The organism is Streptomyces sp. 6-11-2 (genome assembly GCF_006540305.1).
Taxonomy (GTDB): domain Bacteria; phylum Actinomycetota; class Actinomycetes; order Streptomycetales; family Streptomycetaceae; genus Streptomyces.
This window is the reverse complement of record NZ_BJOR01000001.1, coordinates 2,104,644-2,119,345: the sequence shown is the minus strand read 5'-3', so window position 1 is coordinate 2,119,345 and position 14,702 is coordinate 2,104,644. Positions and strand designations below refer to the sequence as shown.

Genomic DNA, 14,702 nt, shown 5'->3' with positions numbered 1-14,702 from the left:
CGAGTGAAGACAGGAAGGACAGGCGAAGACAGGAAAGACAGGCGAAGGCAGGAGAGACAGGCGAAGGCAGGAGAGACAGGAGAGACGGCAAAGATTCGGCGGTGGCCGAAACTCTACGCCGACCGCCCCTCCCACCGGCACGCTGCCGCCCATGCAGCAGCAAGCCCCCGAGCCCACCCCGACCCCGCGGGCCCCGGACCGGCCCGCACCCACGCCCGCCCCCGTGACCGTGGCCGAACCGGCGGCCGGCTACGCCCGGGTCTTCGCCGTACCCGAGTTCCGGGCGGTCTTCGCCGCCCACGCCCTCTCCCTGCTCGGCGTGATGGTCAGCGAGATCGCCCTGTCGGTCCTCGTCTACGACCTCACCGGCTCGCCCCTGATGAGCGCCCTCACCTTCGCGCTCGGCCTCATGCCCTACGTCGTCGGCGGCACCCTCCTCAGCGGGATCGCCGACCGCTTCCCGACCCGCCGGGTGCTCGTCACCTGCGACCTGGTGTGCGCGGCCTGCGTGGCGCCGATGGTGGTGCCCGGCGCCCACATCGGCGTCCTGCTCGCGCTGCGCTGCGCCGTCGCCGTCGTGTCACCCGTGTTCCAGGGAACGCGGATGGCCAGCCTCACCGACATCCTCGGCGACGGTGAGCTGTTCGTCCTCGGCCGCTCCCTGCTGCGGATCGTCTCGCAGAGCGCGCTGCTCGTCGGCTTCGGCCTCGGCGGCCTGCTGCTCACCGTGGTCAGCCCCCGGCACGCCCTGCTGATCACCGTCGTCACCTTCCTCGCCTCCGCCGTCCTGCTCCGCCTCGGCACCCGGAACCGTCCCGCCAGGACCGGCCTGCCCGGCGCCCTGGTGGGCGATTCGCTGCGCGGTGCCCGGCAGGTGCTCGCCGACCGCCGGATCCGCGTACTCCTCCTGCTGTTCTGGGTGCCGCCGATGTTCGCGGTCGTGCCGGAGGCCCTGGCGGCCCCGTACGCCGACGCGCTCGGCGCAGGCTCCGTCGGGCTCGGACTGCTGATGTGCGGGCTGCCCGTCGGCACGATCGCGAGCGAGTTGTACGCCGGCTCCCGGCTGCGGCCCGCCGTCCGGGAGCGGATCGCCCTGCCGCTGGTCTGCCTGACCCTGCTGCCCTACCTCGGCTACGCCCTGCGCCCCGGCCTCGCCGTCTCCCTGCTCCTGCTGGTGCTCTCGGGCGCCGGGTCGGCGTACACGCTGGGCCTGGACCAGTGGTTCGTGCGGGCGGTGCCCGAGGAACTGCGTGGCCGGGCGATGACCCTGCTGACCGCCGGACTCATGACGATCCAGGGCGTGGGCATGGCGCTGGCCGGGGTCGCGGCGGAGTTCGCCGGGGTGGCGGCGACGGTCGCGGGGGCCGGAGTCCTGGGGACGGTGTGCTGCGTGGGGCTGGCGGTGGCCGCCCGCCGGACCGAGGGCTGAGCCCGCCGGACCGAAAGCTGAGACGGGGCTGAGCCGCATATGACCGACCGGTAGGGTCTGGTGACGTGCCGAAGCCCCTCAGTCTCCCTTTCGACCCCATCGCCCGTGCCGACGAGCTCTGGAAGCAGCGCTGGGGAAGCGTGCCGTCCATGGCCGCGATCACCTCGATCATGCGCGCCCACCAGATCCTGCTGGCCGAGGTCGACGCGGTGGTCAAGCCGTACGGGCTGACCTTCGCGCGCTACGAGGCCCTGGTGCTGCTCACCTTCTCCAAGGCCGGCGAACTGCCGATGTCCAAGATCGGCGAGCGTCTGATGGTGCACCCCACGTCCGTGACGAACACCGTGGACCGGCTGGTCAGATCCGGTCTCGTCGCCAGGCGCCCCAACCCCAACGACGGGCGCGGCACGCTCGCCGTCATCACCGACAAGGGCCGCGAGGCGGTCGATGCCGCCACCCGCGACCTGATGGCGATGGAGTTCGGCCTCGGGGCCTACGACGCCGAGGAGTGCGGCGAGATCTTCGCGATGCTGCGGCCGCTGCGGATCGCCGCGCACGACTTCCACGAGGACTGACGCGCACGGCCCGCACGAGGACTGAGGGGCCGGGGCACGGACCGCCGCGGGCAGGGCCACCCGGGGCAAGATCTCCCGGAACAGGTGGTTACGCTCGTCCCCATGAAACGAAGCGTGCTGACCCGCTACCGGGTCATGGCCTACGTCACCGGTGTGCTGCTGGTCCTGCTGACTCTCGGCGTGATCGCCAAGTACGTGCTCGGCATCAACGGCGCGGCGGGCTTCACGAGCGTCGTCGGCATCGCGCACGGCTGGCTGTACGTCGTGTACCTGGTGTTCGCCTTCGACCTGGGCTCCAAGGCCAAGTGGCCGGTCGCCAAGCAGCTGTGGGTGCTCCTCGCGGGGACCATCCCGACCGCCGCCTTCTTCGTCGAGCGCAGGGTCAGCCGCGAGCTGGAGTCCCGGCTCGCCGCGCAGGACGAGGCCCCCGCGGTCGCCAAGGCCTGAGCACGCGCCACCGCCGTACGGAACCCGTACGGCGGTCAGCCGTCGACATTTACTTGGACGTCCTAGTAAATTCGAGGGTATGGACGCTGACGCCATCGAGGAGGGCCGCCACCGCTGGCAGGCCCGGTACGACGCCGCACGCAAGCGCGAGGCGGACTTCACCACGCTCTCCGGCGATCCCGTGGAGCCGGTGTACGGTCCCCGGCCGGGAGACACGTACGAGGGATTCGAGCGGATCGGCTGGCCGGGGGAGTACCCCTTCACCCGCGGCCTGTACCCGACCGGCTACCGGGGGCGTACGTGGACGATCCGGCAGTTCGCCGGGTTCGGCAACGCCGAGCAGACCAACGAGCGCTACAAGATGATCCTCGGCAACGGCGGAGGCGGGCTCTCGGTCGCCTTCGACATGCCGACGCTCATGGGCCGCGACTCCGACGACCCGCGTTCGCTGGGCGAGGTCGGCCACTGCGGTGTGGCCATCGACTCGGCGGCCGACATGGAGGTGCTGTTCAAGGACATCCCGCTCGGTGACGTCACCACGTCGATGACGATCAGCGGGCCGGCCGTCCCCGTCTTCTGCATGTACCTGGTCGCCGCGGAGCGGCAGGGCGTGGACGCCTCCGTCCTCAACGGCACGCTCCAGACCGACATCTTCAAGGAGTACATCGCCCAGAAGGAGTGGCTCTTCCAGCCCGAGCCCCATCTGCGCCTCATCGGCGACCTGATGGAGCACTGCGCCACCGGGATCCCCGCGTACAAGCCGCTGTCCGTCTCCGGCTACCACATCCGCGAGGCGGGGGCGACGGCCGCGCAGGAGCTGGCGTACACGCTGGCGGACGGCTTCGGGTACGTCGAACTCGGGCTCAGCCGCGGTCTCGACGTCGACGTCTTCGCGCCCGGCCTGTCCTTCTTCTTCGACGCGCACGTCGACTTCTTCGAGGAGATCGCCAAGTTCCGTGCGGCGCGCCGCATCTGGGCCCGGTGGATGCGCGACGTCTACGGCGCGAAGACCGACAAGGCGCAGTGGCTGCGCTTCCACACGCAGACCGCCGGGGTCTCGCTGACCGCCCAGCAGCCGTACAACAACGTCGTGCGCACGGCCGTGGAGGCGCTCGCGGCGGTGCTCGGCGGCACCAACTCGCTGCACACCAACGCGCTCGACGAGACGCTCGCGCTGCCGAGCGAGCAGGCAGCGGAGATCGCGCTGCGCACGCAGCAGGTGCTGATGGAGGAGACCGGGGTCGCCAACGTGGCCGATCCGCTGGGCGGTTCGTGGTACATCGAACAGCTGACGGACCGGATCGAGGCGGACGCCGAGAAGATCTTCGAGCAGATCAAGGAGCGAGGACTGCGGGCGCACCCCGACGGACAGCACCCGATCGGGCCGATCACGTCCGGGATCCTGCGGGGCATCGAGGACGGGTGGTTCACCGGCGAGATCGCGGAGTCGGCGTTCCAGTACCAGCGGGCGCTGGAGAAGGGCGACAAGAGGGTCGTCGGCGTCAACGTCCACACCGGCTCGGTCACCGGGGACCTGGAGATCCTCCGGGTCAGCCACGAGGTGGAGCGGGAGCAGGTGCGGGTGCTCGGGGAGCGGAAGACCGGGCGGGACGACAGTGCCGTGCGCTCCGCGCTGGACGCGATGCTGGCGGCCGCGCGGTCCGGCGCCAACATGATCGAGCCGATGCTCGACGCCGTGCGCGCCGAGGCGACGCTGGGCGAGATCTGCGGGGTCCTGCGGGACGAGTGGGGGGTGTACACGGAGCCCGCGGGGTTCTGAGGGCTCGGAACCGGAGCCGGGGCGGGCTCGTCCTGCCCCGGCGCCTCTGTCAGCCGTCCGCCGCGAGCCCGGTCAGAAGAACCCGGGTCAAGCCGCGCACCCATTCCTCGTCCGCCGGTTCGGCGCTGACCAGGGTGCGGTGCACCACCGCGCCCGCGACGATGTCGAAGATCAGGCCGACCGTGCGGGCGGCTTCCTCCGGGTCCGGTTCCGGGGGGAGTTCGCCCCGGGTCTGGGCGCGGGCGCGGCCCTCCAGGACCAGGCGCTTCTGGCGGTCCACGATCGAGGTGCGGATGCGTTCGCGCAGGGCCTCGTCGCGCGTCGACTCGGCGACCACGGCCATCAGCCCGCTCCTGGCCTCGGGCCGGGCCAGGATCGCCGCGAACTGCAGAACCACGCCCTCGATGTCGGCGGCGAGGCTGCCGCGGTCGGGGAGGCGGAGTTCGTCGAAGAGCTCGGCGACGGCGTCGACGACGAGTTCGTTCTTGCCCGCCCAGCGGCGGTACAGCGTCGTCTTCGCGACCCCGGCCCGGGTGGCCACGTCCCCCAGGGTGAGCCGGGACCAGCCCAGCTCCACCAGCGCCGCCCGGGTGGCGGCCAGGATCGCCGCGTCCGCGGCGGCGCTGCGCGGCCGGCCGGCGCGGGCGGCGGGGGTGCGGCTCTGCATCCCATGACCATAACCGGACCGAAAACGAGTGGTTCCTGTCCGGTCGTGAGAGAGATCACCACGGTGTGCTTCCGCGCGGGCGTCCGCTGCCATTACGCTACGGGTCGTAGCGAAACACGGGCGCGAGCCCGTGTCCGAGCGATGACCACAGGGTGTCAGGTGGGGACCGGGCGCCCGGCGCAGTACGGCTTTCCCGGCGGTTTTCACTCAGGCGGGCAGAACGGGGGAGGATGGACGCATGCAGCCACGGAACATGTCCATGAGCGGAGTCGTCGACCTCGCCGCGGTGAAGGCGGCCCAGGAGGCCAAGGCGAAGGCGGAACAGGCGCGCGCCCAAGCGGCCAGGGAGGGCGGCGCGGGGGCGGTCTCCCCGGCCGATCTCGTCATCGACGTCGACGAAGCCACTTTCGAGCGCGATGTCCTCCAGCGGTCGGCCGAGGTGCCCGTCGTCATCGACTTCTGGGCCGAGTGGTGTCAGCCCTGCAAGCAGCTGAGCCCGGTCCTGGAGCGACTGGCCGTCGAGTACAACGGGCGCTTCCTCCTCGCCAAGATCGGCGTCGACGCCAACCAGTTGCTGATGCAGCAGTTCGGCGTCCAGGGGATCCCCGCGGTCTTCGCGGTGGTCGCGGGCCAGGCCCTGCCCCTGTTCCAGGGGGCGGCGGGCGAGGAGCAGATCCGGCAGACGCTGGACCAGTTGGTGCAGGTCGCCGAGGAGCGGTTCGGACTGACCGGACTGACCGTCGACCCGGACGCCGAGGCGGGCGCACAGACGGCTCAGCAGGCCCCGGTCGGCCCGTACGAAGCGCTGCTGAACGCGGCCTCGCAGGCCCTGGACGCCGGCGACCTGGGCGGCGCGGTGCAGGCGTACAAGAACGTACTGGCCGACGACCCGGCCAACCCGGAGGCCAAACTCGGCCTGGCGCAGGCCGAGTTGCTTCAGCGGGTGCAGGACCTCGACCCGCAGCGGGTGCGCAAGGAGGCGGCCGGGAAGCCTGCCGACGTACAGGCGCAGATCGCCGCCGCCGACCTGGATCTGGTGGGCGGTCACGTGGAGGACGCCTTCAGCCGGCTCATCGACACCGTGCGGCGCACCGCCGGTGAGGACCGGGACGCGGTGCGGCTGAGGCTGCTGGAGCTCTTCGAGGTCGTCGGCGCCGAGGACCCGCGAGTGACGGGGGCGCGTCGGGCGTTGGCGAGGGCGTTGTTCTGATCCGGGCCAACCCTCTTGTGCTGACCAGTCGTTAAACGCCACGGCATGTGATGCCCGAGTGAAAGATTGGCCGAGGAGCCGTCAGTGCGGCCGCGCTTTACCGAAACTTGGTAATCGCGGCCGCTGTTACTGGCAGTAAATCGAGGGTGTGGTTCCGCCCGGATCCGTCCAGAGGTGAACCGTTTTGTTCTGCCCTTTGTTACCACCGAGTGTTGCCGTTCGGAACCGGTGAGTCGTGTCCCGGTTATCCAGCCGTTACTAGCGAGTAACGAACCCCCTTGTGCGGGCGGCGAGAATGCACCACGATCGGCGACGCTCGGTCCGTCCCCGTACCCCGGCAACCGGTCGGGTCATGGGGTGCCTGGGTCCCCACCGAGCAGGGCCGGCGGCAGTGGCGTCGTCCCTTGGGGCAGGGGGGTCTTCGCCGGCTGGCGAAGCCTGTCCAGCAGGGTTGTGCGTGATGCGTGTCAGGCGCGACCAGTGGTTGTCGCTCGGGGGTGATCGCCGGTGATTCGGGCGCGGTTGGCGCCACCGAGCGCGGGCGCTCTCCTTCCCGAGGACGTAGCACTTCTCCCATCCCTGCCCGGCCGAGCCGCCGGCCGGTGGTGAGCCGGGCCAGGAGATGTACGTCCGAGAAGGAGGAAATATGGAGTCCCAAGTGCGTGGCGGGACCAGATGGAAGCGGTTCGCTGTGGTCATGGTGCCCAGCGTGGCCGCGACGGCGGCGATAGGCGTGGCCCTGGCTCAGGGTGCCCTCGCCGCGTCGTTCAGCGTGTCCGGTCAGTCGTTCAAGGTGACGGCCGACAGGCTGGAGGGCAAGGGGTTCGCCCAGTACGGCGCGATCGACTCGGGGAAGAGCCTCGACGGCAGCAAGGACGAGCACCACCCGGTCGCGGTCTCGGCGTTCAGGACGGCCACGATCAACAACCTGTGCCAGTCGGTCGTCACCGAGACGCCCTTCGGCAACGTGAGCCTGCTGCTGAAGGCGGGCGGCGGCAGGACGCCGGTCGAGGCCGAGAACCTCTACATCGACGTCGCCGACCTCAAGGCCGACGCCACGTTCAACAACATCGACATCGGTGTTGCGGCGAAGGACGCCGTCAAGGGTCCCGGCATCAAGCCGGGCGAGGTCGCGAACAAGCAGACCAACCCCTTCGGGTTCGCTCAGCAGGCCGACTCGGCCACGCTGACCGGCGTGAAGCAGACGGCGTGGGCGACGACTGCCGGAACCTTCAAGCTCAGCGGACTCAGCATGTCGCTGGCGACAGGTACCAAGGAGTGCTACTAGGCACTCGGTGACGGGCGGGGGAGCCGACGGCGCCCCCGCCCGTTCCACCTTCCACCAGCTCTTCACACACCCCCCACACCGACCAAGCACCACCCTCATCACAGCAACGCCGCACCAGGGAGCTGTTTTCCATGAGCGCCGAGACTCCTGCCGTAACCGGCCAGTTCACCCGCCGGAGGCTGCAGTTCCGCGCCTGGCGGGGCACGCGTCCGTTCTGGGCCGGTCTGTTCGTCCTGCTCGGCGGCTTTCCGATCATGTACTTCCCGTACGCCCACCTCCAGCTCGGCCATCTGACGCTGGCGATGGCCACCACCGCGGGGGCCGGGTCTCTGATCATCGGCGTGCTGCTCGTCGTCCTCGGCATCAGCCTCTGGTTCCAGAAGCACATCCGGGTGTTCGCGGGTGTCGCGGCGATCCTGCTGGCGCTGGTGTCCATCCCCGTGTCCAACTTCGGCGGCTTCGTCCTGGGCTTCCTACTCGCGCTCATCGGTGGCGCGATGGCCGTGGCGTGGGCGGAGGGCGTACCGCCCGCGCGGGAGGACGCCGGGCAGGCCGGCCCGGTACGGGGCGGCGCCCCCGAGGCCGCGCCCGGCCCGGTGGCGGACGGCCCGATGCCGGCCGGTCCCGCGGTGGACCCGGCGAGCGGTGGGGGTCCCTCCCAGGCCTTCGAGGCACTGGGGGAGAACGACCTGTCAGGAACGAGCCCGGCCAACGGGGCGAACGGGAGGCAAAGTGCCGGCTGACGAGGTGACTCACGGGACGGGAGTGGAGGAGTCCCGTGTGAGAACCGGGCCGCGTCACGCGGCACCCAAGAAGCCGCTGTTCACCAGGTTCCACATGCCGGCCGGCAGGGCGATAGCCATGGCGGCGATGCCGACGGCGGTCCTCATGGGGATGGGCTTCACATCGACCCACGCCGTCGCCGACAACAACGCGGCGACGCCGTCCGCCAAGAGCCTGACGGCCGACGAGTACAAGGACTGTGTCGCGGCGCTGGACGGCTCCCAGGACAAGGCCTCGGCCTCGCCGGCGCCGTCCGCCTCCGCGAGCGCCGGTGACCCCGCGGAGGACGGCGAGGACGCCGGCGCGCAGCCGGCCCCCTCGGCCACGTCCTCCACGGACCCGGTGGACCAGAACGGGCAGGGGGACCAGGACGGCAAGGGGGACGAGGACTCCTCGCACACGTCCCCCTCGCCGGATCCGGCTTCCGGTGACAAGGCCGCGCCCAAGCCCGACTCCACCGCCTCGCAGAGCAAGCCGGGCGGTTCGGGCACGGGAGGCGCCGCCACGGCGGCCCCGTCGGCGTCCGCGGGCGGCGGCGGTCTGCTGGGGACCATCGGTGACGCGCTCGGAGGCGTCCTCACCGGCGGCAAGCAGGCCTCCGCGGACTCCGGGGTCACCCCGTCCGCCTCCGCCACGCCTTCGGCGGGCGGGGCCGGGGACGCCGGCGACGACGCTGCCGACACGGTCGAGGACACGGCCCAGAAGGTCACCGACACGGTCAAGGACACCGTGAAGGACACCGTGAAGGACGCGACCGGCGCGGTCTCCGGGACGGCCGGGGAGGCCGGGAAGGCCGTCGAGGGCGTCAAGGACACAGCCGGCGAGGCGGCCGGTGACGCGGCCGACGCGGCGACGGACTCGCCCAGCCCGTCGGCGAGTTCCACGACGGACCCGGAGAACTGCCCGGCCGCCACCGACGCCGTGGGCGGCGTGGACAACAAGGTGCTGCTGGCCGACGACCCCTGGTACCTGAACGCCAGTTCGCTGCTGCTGAAGGGCGCCGACTACCAGGGCATCGTGGAGGTCCGCACGGCCGGCGGACACGTCAAGAAGGTGCTGAAGTACGTCATTTCGGATGGCACCGACATCGGCGACCTGCACCAGACGGTGAAGGACAAGCAGGCCGGCAAGACCTACCACGTGCAGGCCGCCAAGGGCTCGACGTCGACGATCCGCGGCGGCGACACGGTGATGTACACCGAGAGCATCTGCGGCAACCTGTTCGGGTTGCTCCCGGTCTGCTTCAGTCCGGACAGCCCTCCGCCGCTGAACATCCCGCTGATCTACTTCACCAAGGTCGAAGTGGTCCAGGCGGCCCAGTTCGGCGGCAACCTGCACGTCCCCGGAATGCACGTGTACACCACCGGCTGACCCGCCGGAGTCCCGCCCGGGAGCCGCGACACCACTGAGGGCGCCCCCTGTTCGCAGGAGGCGCCCTCAGTGGTGTGCCGATCGACCGTGCGCTCGGCCGGTCTCAGTCGCGCGAGCCGCCGCCCAGGTGGTGGACGCGGACCATGTTGGTGGTGCCGGGGACGCCGGGGGGCGAGCCGGCGGTGATGATGACCGTGTCGCCGGGGGCGAAGCGGTTGAGCTTGACCAGCTCCTGGTCGACCAGGTCGACCATCTCGTCGGTGCTGTTGACGAACGGCACCACGTGCGACTCCACGCCCCAGCTGAGCGCGAGCTGGTTGCGGGTGGACTCGTCGGTGGTGAACGCCAGGATCGGCTGGACCGCGCGGTAGCGGGACAGTCGGCGGGCCGTGTCGCCGGACTGGGTGAAGGCCACCAGGCCCTTGGCGCCCAGGAAGTCGGCGATCTCGCAGGCGGCGCGGGCCACCGAACCGCCCTGCGTACGCGGCTTCTTGCCCGGCACCAGAGGCTGCAGGCCCTTGGAGAGCAGCTCCTCCTCGGCGGCCCTGACGATCTTCGACATCGTCTTGACGGTCTCGACCGGGTAGGCGCCCACGCTCGACTCGGCCGACAGCATGACCGCGTCGGCCCCGTCCAGGATCGCGTTGGCCACGTCGGAGGCCTCGGCGCGGGTCGGACGGGAGTTGGTGATCATCGACTCCATCATCTGGGTCGCCACGATCACCGGCTTGGCGTTGCGCCGGCACAGCTCGATCAGGCGCTTCTGCACCATGGGGACCTTCTCGAGCGGGTACTCGACGGCCAGGTCGCCACGGGCCACCATCACACCGTCGAACGCCATCACGACGTCCTGCATGTTCTCCACCGCCTGCGGCTTCTCCACCTTCGCGATGACGGGGACGCGCTGGCCCTCCTCGTCCATGACCCGGTGGACGTCGGAGACGTCCTTGGCGTCGCGGACGAAGGACAGGGCGACCATGTCGCAGCCCATGCGCAGCGCGAACCGCAGGTCCTCCACGTCCTTCTCGGACAGCGCGGGCACGTTCACCGCGGCGCCGGGCAGGTTGATGCCCTTGTGGTCAGAGATGACGCCGCCCTCGATGACGATCGTCTTCACCCGCGGGCCCTCGACGTCGAGGACCTTCAGCTCGACGTTGCCGTCGTTGATGAGGACCTGGTCGCCGCGCGAGACGTCGGCCGGCAGTCCCTTGTACGTCGTACCGCAGATGTGCTTGTCGCCCGGGACGTCCTCGGTGGTGATGGTGAACTCGTCACCCCGCTCGAGCTCCACCGGCCCCTCGGCGAAGGTCTCCAGCCGGATCTTCGGGCCCTGGAGGTCGGCGAGGACGGCGATGGCCCGGCCGGTCTCCTTGGCCGCGGCGCGGACACGGTCGTACCGTGCCTGGTGCTCGGCGTGCGTTCCGTGGCTGAAGTTGAAACGGGCCACATTCATGCCCGCCTCGATCATGGCGACGAGCATCTCGTGGGAGTCGACCGCTGGGCCGAGAGTACAGACGATTTTCGAACGGCGCATGGGGCGATCCTATCGGTTTGTTTCGCTCCGGAATATTCCGTCTGGTGGAAGGTACAAATGGGCGCCTTCGCGCTCAGTCGAGTGCCGGCCGGAATTCCGTGGACGCGCTCAGCCGTCCTTTCCGACCAGTGCGTAAGTCTGGGTGGCGATCTCCATTTCCTCGTCCGTGGGAACCACGGCCACGGCGGTCCGCGCGCCCTCGGGCGAGATCAGCCGCGCCCCGTCGCCGCGTACGGCGTTCCGCTCGCGGTCCACGGCCAGGCCCAGCCCCTCCAGGCCGTCGAGGGCGGCCTCCCGCACAAAGGCCGCGTTCTCGCCGACCCCGGCCGTGAAGGCGACCGCGTCCACCGTGCCGAGTACCGCGTAATAGGCGCCCACGTACTTCTTCAGCCGATGGATGTAGATCTCGAACGCGAGCCGTGCCTCATCGTCGCCCTCCTCCATCCGGCGCCGAATCTCCCGCATGTCGTTGTCGCCGCACAGGCCGAACAAACCGCTCCTCTTGTTGAGGAGAGTGTCGACCTCGTCCATGGACATTCCGCCGACACGCTGCAAATGGAAGATGACGGCCGGGTCGAGGTCACCGGAACGTGTTCCCATCACCAGCCCCTCCAGCGGGGTGAGCCCCATGGAGGTGTCCACGCACCGGCCGCCCCGGACCGCCGAGGCCGACGCGCCGTTGCCCAGGTGCAGCACGATGACGTTGACGTCCTCGGGGGCCTTGCCGAGCAGCTCCGCCGTCGCCCGGGAGACGTAGCCGTGCGAGGTGCCGTGGAAGCCGTAGCGCCGCACCCGGTACCGGTCCGCGATCTTCGTGTCGATCGCGTAGCGCGCCGCGGACTCCGGCATGGTCGTGTGGAACGCCGTGTCGAAGACGGCGACCTGCGGCAGGTCGGGGCGCAGCGCCATGGCCGTGCGGATGCCGGTGAGGTTGGCCGGGTTGTGCAGCGGCGCCACCGGGATCAGCCGCTCGATCTCGGTGAGCACGGCGTTGTCGATGACGGTGGGCTCGGTGAAGAACATGCCGCCGTGCACCACCCGGTGCCCGATCGCGGCCAGTTCGGGGGAGTCCAGGCCGAGCCCGTCCCGGGCCAGTTCCTCCGCGACCGACTTCAGCGCGGCGTCGTGGTCGGCGATCGGGCCGTTCTCCTCGCGGGTGGCCCCCGTGGTCAGGCAGGTGTGCCGGAGCCGGGAGGTCTGCTCGCCGATGCGCTCCACCAGGCCGACGGCGAGCCGGGTCGCGTCGCGCATGTCGAGCAGCTGGTACTTCACCGACGAGGAGCCGGAGTTGAGGACGAGGACGCGGGTCGCGGTCACGAGCGCTGACGCTTTCTGGTCGGGAGCTGTGGAGGTCTGCGGCCGTGTGTGCCGGGGCGGCGGCCCCGGCACACACGGCCGACGGGAGGTCAGTTGCCGGACGACTGGGCCTGGATCGCCGTGATGGCCACAGTGGTGACGATGTCCTGCACGAGGGCGCCGCGGGACAGGTCGTTGATCGGCTTGCGCAGACCCTGGAGGACCGGGCCGACCGCGATCGCGCCGGCCGAACGCTGCACGGCCTTGTACGTGTTGTTGCCGGTGTTCAGGTCCGGGAAGATCAGCACGGTGGCCTGCCCCGCCACCTCCGAACCGGGCAGCTTGGTGGCGGCCACCGACGGTTCCACGGCCGCGTCGTACTGGATCGGCCCCTCGATCATCAGGTCCGGGCGGCGCAGCCGCACCAGCTCGGTCGCCTCGCGCACCTTGTCCACGTCGGCGCCCGAGCCGGAGTCGCCGGTGGAGTACGAGAGCATGGCGATCCGCGGCTCCACGCCGAACCGGGCGGCGGTGGCCGCCGACTGGATGGCGATGTCGGCGAGTTGCTCCGCGTCCGGGACGGGGTTGACCGCGCAGTCGCCGTAGACGAGGACCTTGTCGGCCAGGCACATGAAGAACACCGACGAGACGATCGAGGCGTCCCGGCGGGTCTTGATGATCTCGAACGCGGGCCGGATGGTCGCGGCCGTGGAGTGCACCGAGCCCGACACCATGCCGTCGGCCAGACCCTCCTGCACCATGAGCGTGCCGAAGTAGTTCACGTCCGAGACGACGTCGTACGCCAGCTCGACGGTGACGCCCTTGTGGGCGCGCAGCAGCGCGTACTGCTCGGCGAAGGCGTCCCGCAGGTCGGAGGTGGCCGGGTCGATCAGCTGCGCGTCCCCGAGGTCGATGCCGAGGTCGGCGGCCTTCTTGCGGATCCCCTCCACCGGGCCGAGCAGCGTCAGGTCGCACACGCCCCGGCGCAGCAGCACCTCCGCCGCGTGCAGCACGCGCTCCTCGGTGCCCTCCGGCAGAACCACACGGCGCCTGTCGCTGCGGGCCTGTTCGAGCAGCTGGTGCTCGAACATCATCGGGGTGACCCGGTCGCTGCTGGGCGCGGAGACGCGCTTGCTGAGGTCGGCGGTGTCGACGTACCGCTCGAACAGGCCGAGCGCGGTCTCCGCCTTGCGCGGGGTGGCCGCGTTCAGCTTGCCCTCCAGGGAGAACAGCCGCTCGGCGGTGGGGAAGCTGTTGCCGGACACCGAGACGACCGGGGTGCCCGGGGCGAGCCGGCCGGCCAGGGTGAGGATCTCCTGCCGCGGTGCCTCGTTCAGGGTGAGCAGCACGCCGGCTATCGGCGGGGTGCCGGCGCTGTGCGCGGCGAGCGAGCCGATGACCAGGTCTGCGCGGTCGCCGGGGGTGACCACCAGGCAGCCGGGGGTCAGCGCCTTGAGGAGGTTGGGCAGCATGGCGCCGCCGAAGACGAAGTCGAGGGCGTCGCGGGCCAGGCCGGAGTCGTCGCCCAGCAGGACCCGGCCGTCCAGGGCCTGGGTGATCTGCGCGACCGTGGGCGCGGACAGGGCCGGTTCGTCGGGCACCACCCAGCAGGGCACCGGCAGCCGGCCGGCCAGCCGCTCGGCGATCTCGTCGCGGTCCTCGCGGGCGACCCGGTTGGTGACCATGGCCAGCACGTCGCAGCCCAGGCCGTCGTAGGCGCGGTAGGCGTTGCGGGTCTCGGCGAGCACCGACTCGGCGTTCTGCCTGCGGCCGCCCACGACCGGCAGGACGGAGGCCCCGAACTCGTTGGCGAGCCGGGCGTTGAGGGACAGCTCGTCCGGGAGCTGCGTGTCGGCGTAGTCGGTGCCCAGGACGAGGACCACGTCGTAGTCGCGGGCGACCAGGTGGAAGCGGTCGACGAGGGCCGACACCAGTTCGTCCGTGCCCTGCTCGGCCTGGAGGGCGGACGCCTCGTGGTAGTCCATGCCGTAGACGGTCGCCGGGTCCTGGGAGAGCCGGTAGCGGGCGCGCAGCAGTTCGAAGAGGCGGTCGGGGCCGTCGTGGACGAGGGGGCGGAAGACCCCCACCCGGTCCACCTGCCGGGTCAGCAGTTCCATGACTCCCAGCTCGACGACCTGTCGGCCGTCACCGCGGTCGATGCCGGTCACGTACACGCTGCGGGTCACGCGGGCTCTCCGTTTCCTCGGGGGATCACTCGTCGGCCGGGGATGGCGTCCTGCAAAAAACGCCCACCGGGGTGAGCGGAATTCTCTTGACAATACCCCCGCCGGTAGATATGGCGCCCGTCAGGCCGTGGTCGCC

The 14,702-nt window shown here is 70.7% G+C and carries 12 protein-coding genes; 8 read left to right on the top strand and 4 right to left on the bottom strand.

Annotation, left to right across the window (positions count from 1 at the left end):
- Positions 1 to 151 precede the first annotated feature (151 nt).
- The 4 genes from TNCT6_RS08730 (at position 152) to TNCT6_RS08715 (ending at position 4,231) form a co-directional block, all read left to right on the top strand.
- Positions 152 to 1,429: an MFS transporter gene (locus TNCT6_RS08730; protein ID WP_141358267.1), complete on the top strand. Its 1,278-nt coding sequence runs from the start codon at positions 152 to 154 to the stop codon at positions 1,427 to 1,429.
- 65 nt (positions 1,430 to 1,494) lie between these two features.
- Complete coding sequence (locus TNCT6_RS08725; RefSeq protein ID WP_141358265.1) at positions 1,495 to 2,004, top strand: MarR family winged helix-turn-helix transcriptional regulator; 510 nt, start codon at positions 1,495 to 1,497, stop codon at positions 2,002 to 2,004.
- 102 nt (positions 2,005 to 2,106) lie between these two features.
- Complete coding sequence (locus TNCT6_RS08720; RefSeq protein ID WP_141358263.1) at positions 2,107 to 2,451, top strand: DUF3817 domain-containing protein; 345 nt, start codon at positions 2,107 to 2,109, stop codon at positions 2,449 to 2,451.
- 79 nt (positions 2,452 to 2,530) lie between these two features.
- Positions 2,531 to 4,231: a methylmalonyl-CoA mutase gene (locus TNCT6_RS08715; protein WP_141358261.1), complete on the top strand. Its 1,701-nt coding sequence runs from the start codon at positions 2,531 to 2,533 to the stop codon at positions 4,229 to 4,231.
- Positions 4,232 to 4,280: 49 nt separating this feature from the next.
- Here the strand turns inward: TNCT6_RS08715 and TNCT6_RS08710 are convergent, their stop codons facing one another.
- Positions 4,281 to 4,898 carry a TetR/AcrR family transcriptional regulator gene (locus TNCT6_RS08710; protein WP_141358259.1) on the bottom strand — a complete coding sequence of 206 codons (618 nt, stop codon included), beginning with the start codon at positions 4,896 to 4,898 and terminating at the stop codon, positions 4,281 to 4,283.
- A gap of 238 nt (positions 4,899 to 5,136) precedes the next feature.
- Here TNCT6_RS08710 and TNCT6_RS08705 point away from each other — a divergent pair, with 238 nt between their 5' ends.
- The 4 genes from TNCT6_RS08705 to TNCT6_RS08685 all read left to right on the top strand — a co-directional run bounded on the left by TNCT6_RS08705 (position 5,137) and on the right by TNCT6_RS08685 (position 9,550).
- Positions 5,137 to 6,108, top strand: coding sequence for a tetratricopeptide repeat protein (locus TNCT6_RS08705; RefSeq protein ID WP_141358257.1), 972 nt, complete (start codon positions 5,137 to 5,139; stop codon positions 6,106 to 6,108).
- Between the two features lie 646 nt (positions 6,109 to 6,754).
- A complete protein-coding gene (locus TNCT6_RS08695; RefSeq protein WP_141358255.1) occupies positions 6,755 to 7,396 on the top strand; it encodes a DUF6230 family protein in 642 nt (213 codons plus the stop codon).
- A 131-nt stretch (positions 7,397 to 7,527) separates the two neighbouring features.
- The gene (locus TNCT6_RS08690) at positions 7,528 to 8,139 is read left to right on the top strand and encodes a DUF6114 domain-containing protein (protein WP_141358253.1); all 612 of its coding nucleotides are present in this window, start codon (positions 7,528 to 7,530) and stop codon (positions 8,137 to 8,139) included.
- The gene (locus tag TNCT6_RS08685; protein ID WP_141358251.1) at positions 8,129 to 9,550 is read left to right on the top strand and encodes a hypothetical protein; all 1,422 of its coding nucleotides are present in this window, start codon (positions 8,129 to 8,131) and stop codon (positions 9,548 to 9,550) included. Before TNCT6_RS08690 ends, TNCT6_RS08685 begins: the two co-directional genes overlap by 11 nt.
- 103 nt (positions 9,551 to 9,653) lie before the next feature.
- Here TNCT6_RS08685 and pyk read toward each other — a convergent pair whose 3' ends face one another.
- The 3 genes from pyk to pta all read right to left on the bottom strand — a co-directional run bounded on the left by pyk (position 9,654) and on the right by pta (position 14,566).
- Positions 9,654 to 11,084 carry a pyruvate kinase gene (gene pyk / locus TNCT6_RS08680; protein ID WP_141358249.1) on the bottom strand — a complete coding sequence of 477 codons (1,431 nt, stop codon included), beginning with the start codon at positions 11,082 to 11,084 and terminating at the stop codon, positions 9,654 to 9,656.
- Between the two features lie 108 nt (positions 11,085 to 11,192).
- Positions 11,193 to 12,401, bottom strand: a complete 1,209-nt coding sequence (locus TNCT6_RS08675; RefSeq protein ID WP_141358247.1) for an acetate kinase — start codon at positions 12,399 to 12,401, stop codon at positions 11,193 to 11,195.
- Between the two features lie 89 nt (positions 12,402 to 12,490).
- Positions 12,491 to 14,566, bottom strand: coding sequence for a phosphate acetyltransferase (gene pta, locus TNCT6_RS08670; protein WP_141358245.1), 2,076 nt, complete (start codon positions 14,564 to 14,566; stop codon positions 12,491 to 12,493).
- Positions 14,567 to 14,702: the final 136 nt, after the last annotated feature.

Bases quoted from the DNA above. Each gene is read 5' to 3' on its own strand.
- TNCT6_RS08730 (WP_141358267.1), top strand. From the start codon at position 152: ATGCAGCAGCAAGCCCCCGAGCCCACCCCGACCCCGCGGGCCCCGGAC.
- TNCT6_RS08720 (WP_141358263.1), top strand. From the start codon at position 2,107: ATGAAACGAAGCGTGCTGACCCGCTACCGGGTCATGGCCTACGTCACC.
- TNCT6_RS08715 (WP_141358261.1), top strand. From the start codon at position 2,531: ATGGACGCTGACGCCATCGAGGAGGGCCGCCACCGCTGGCAGGCCCGG.
- TNCT6_RS08710 (WP_141358259.1), bottom strand. From the start codon at position 4,898: ATGCAGAGCCGCACCCCCGCCGCCCGCGCCGGCCGGCCGCGCAGCGCC.
- TNCT6_RS08705 (WP_141358257.1), top strand. From the start codon at position 5,137: ATGCAGCCACGGAACATGTCCATGAGCGGAGTCGTCGACCTCGCCGCG.
- TNCT6_RS08695 (WP_141358255.1), top strand. From the start codon at position 6,755: ATGGAGTCCCAAGTGCGTGGCGGGACCAGATGGAAGCGGTTCGCTGTG.
- TNCT6_RS08690 (WP_141358253.1), top strand. From the start codon at position 7,528: ATGAGCGCCGAGACTCCTGCCGTAACCGGCCAGTTCACCCGCCGGAGG.
- pyk (WP_141358249.1), bottom strand. From the start codon at position 11,084: ATGCGCCGTTCGAAAATCGTCTGTACTCTCGGCCCAGCGGTCGACTCC.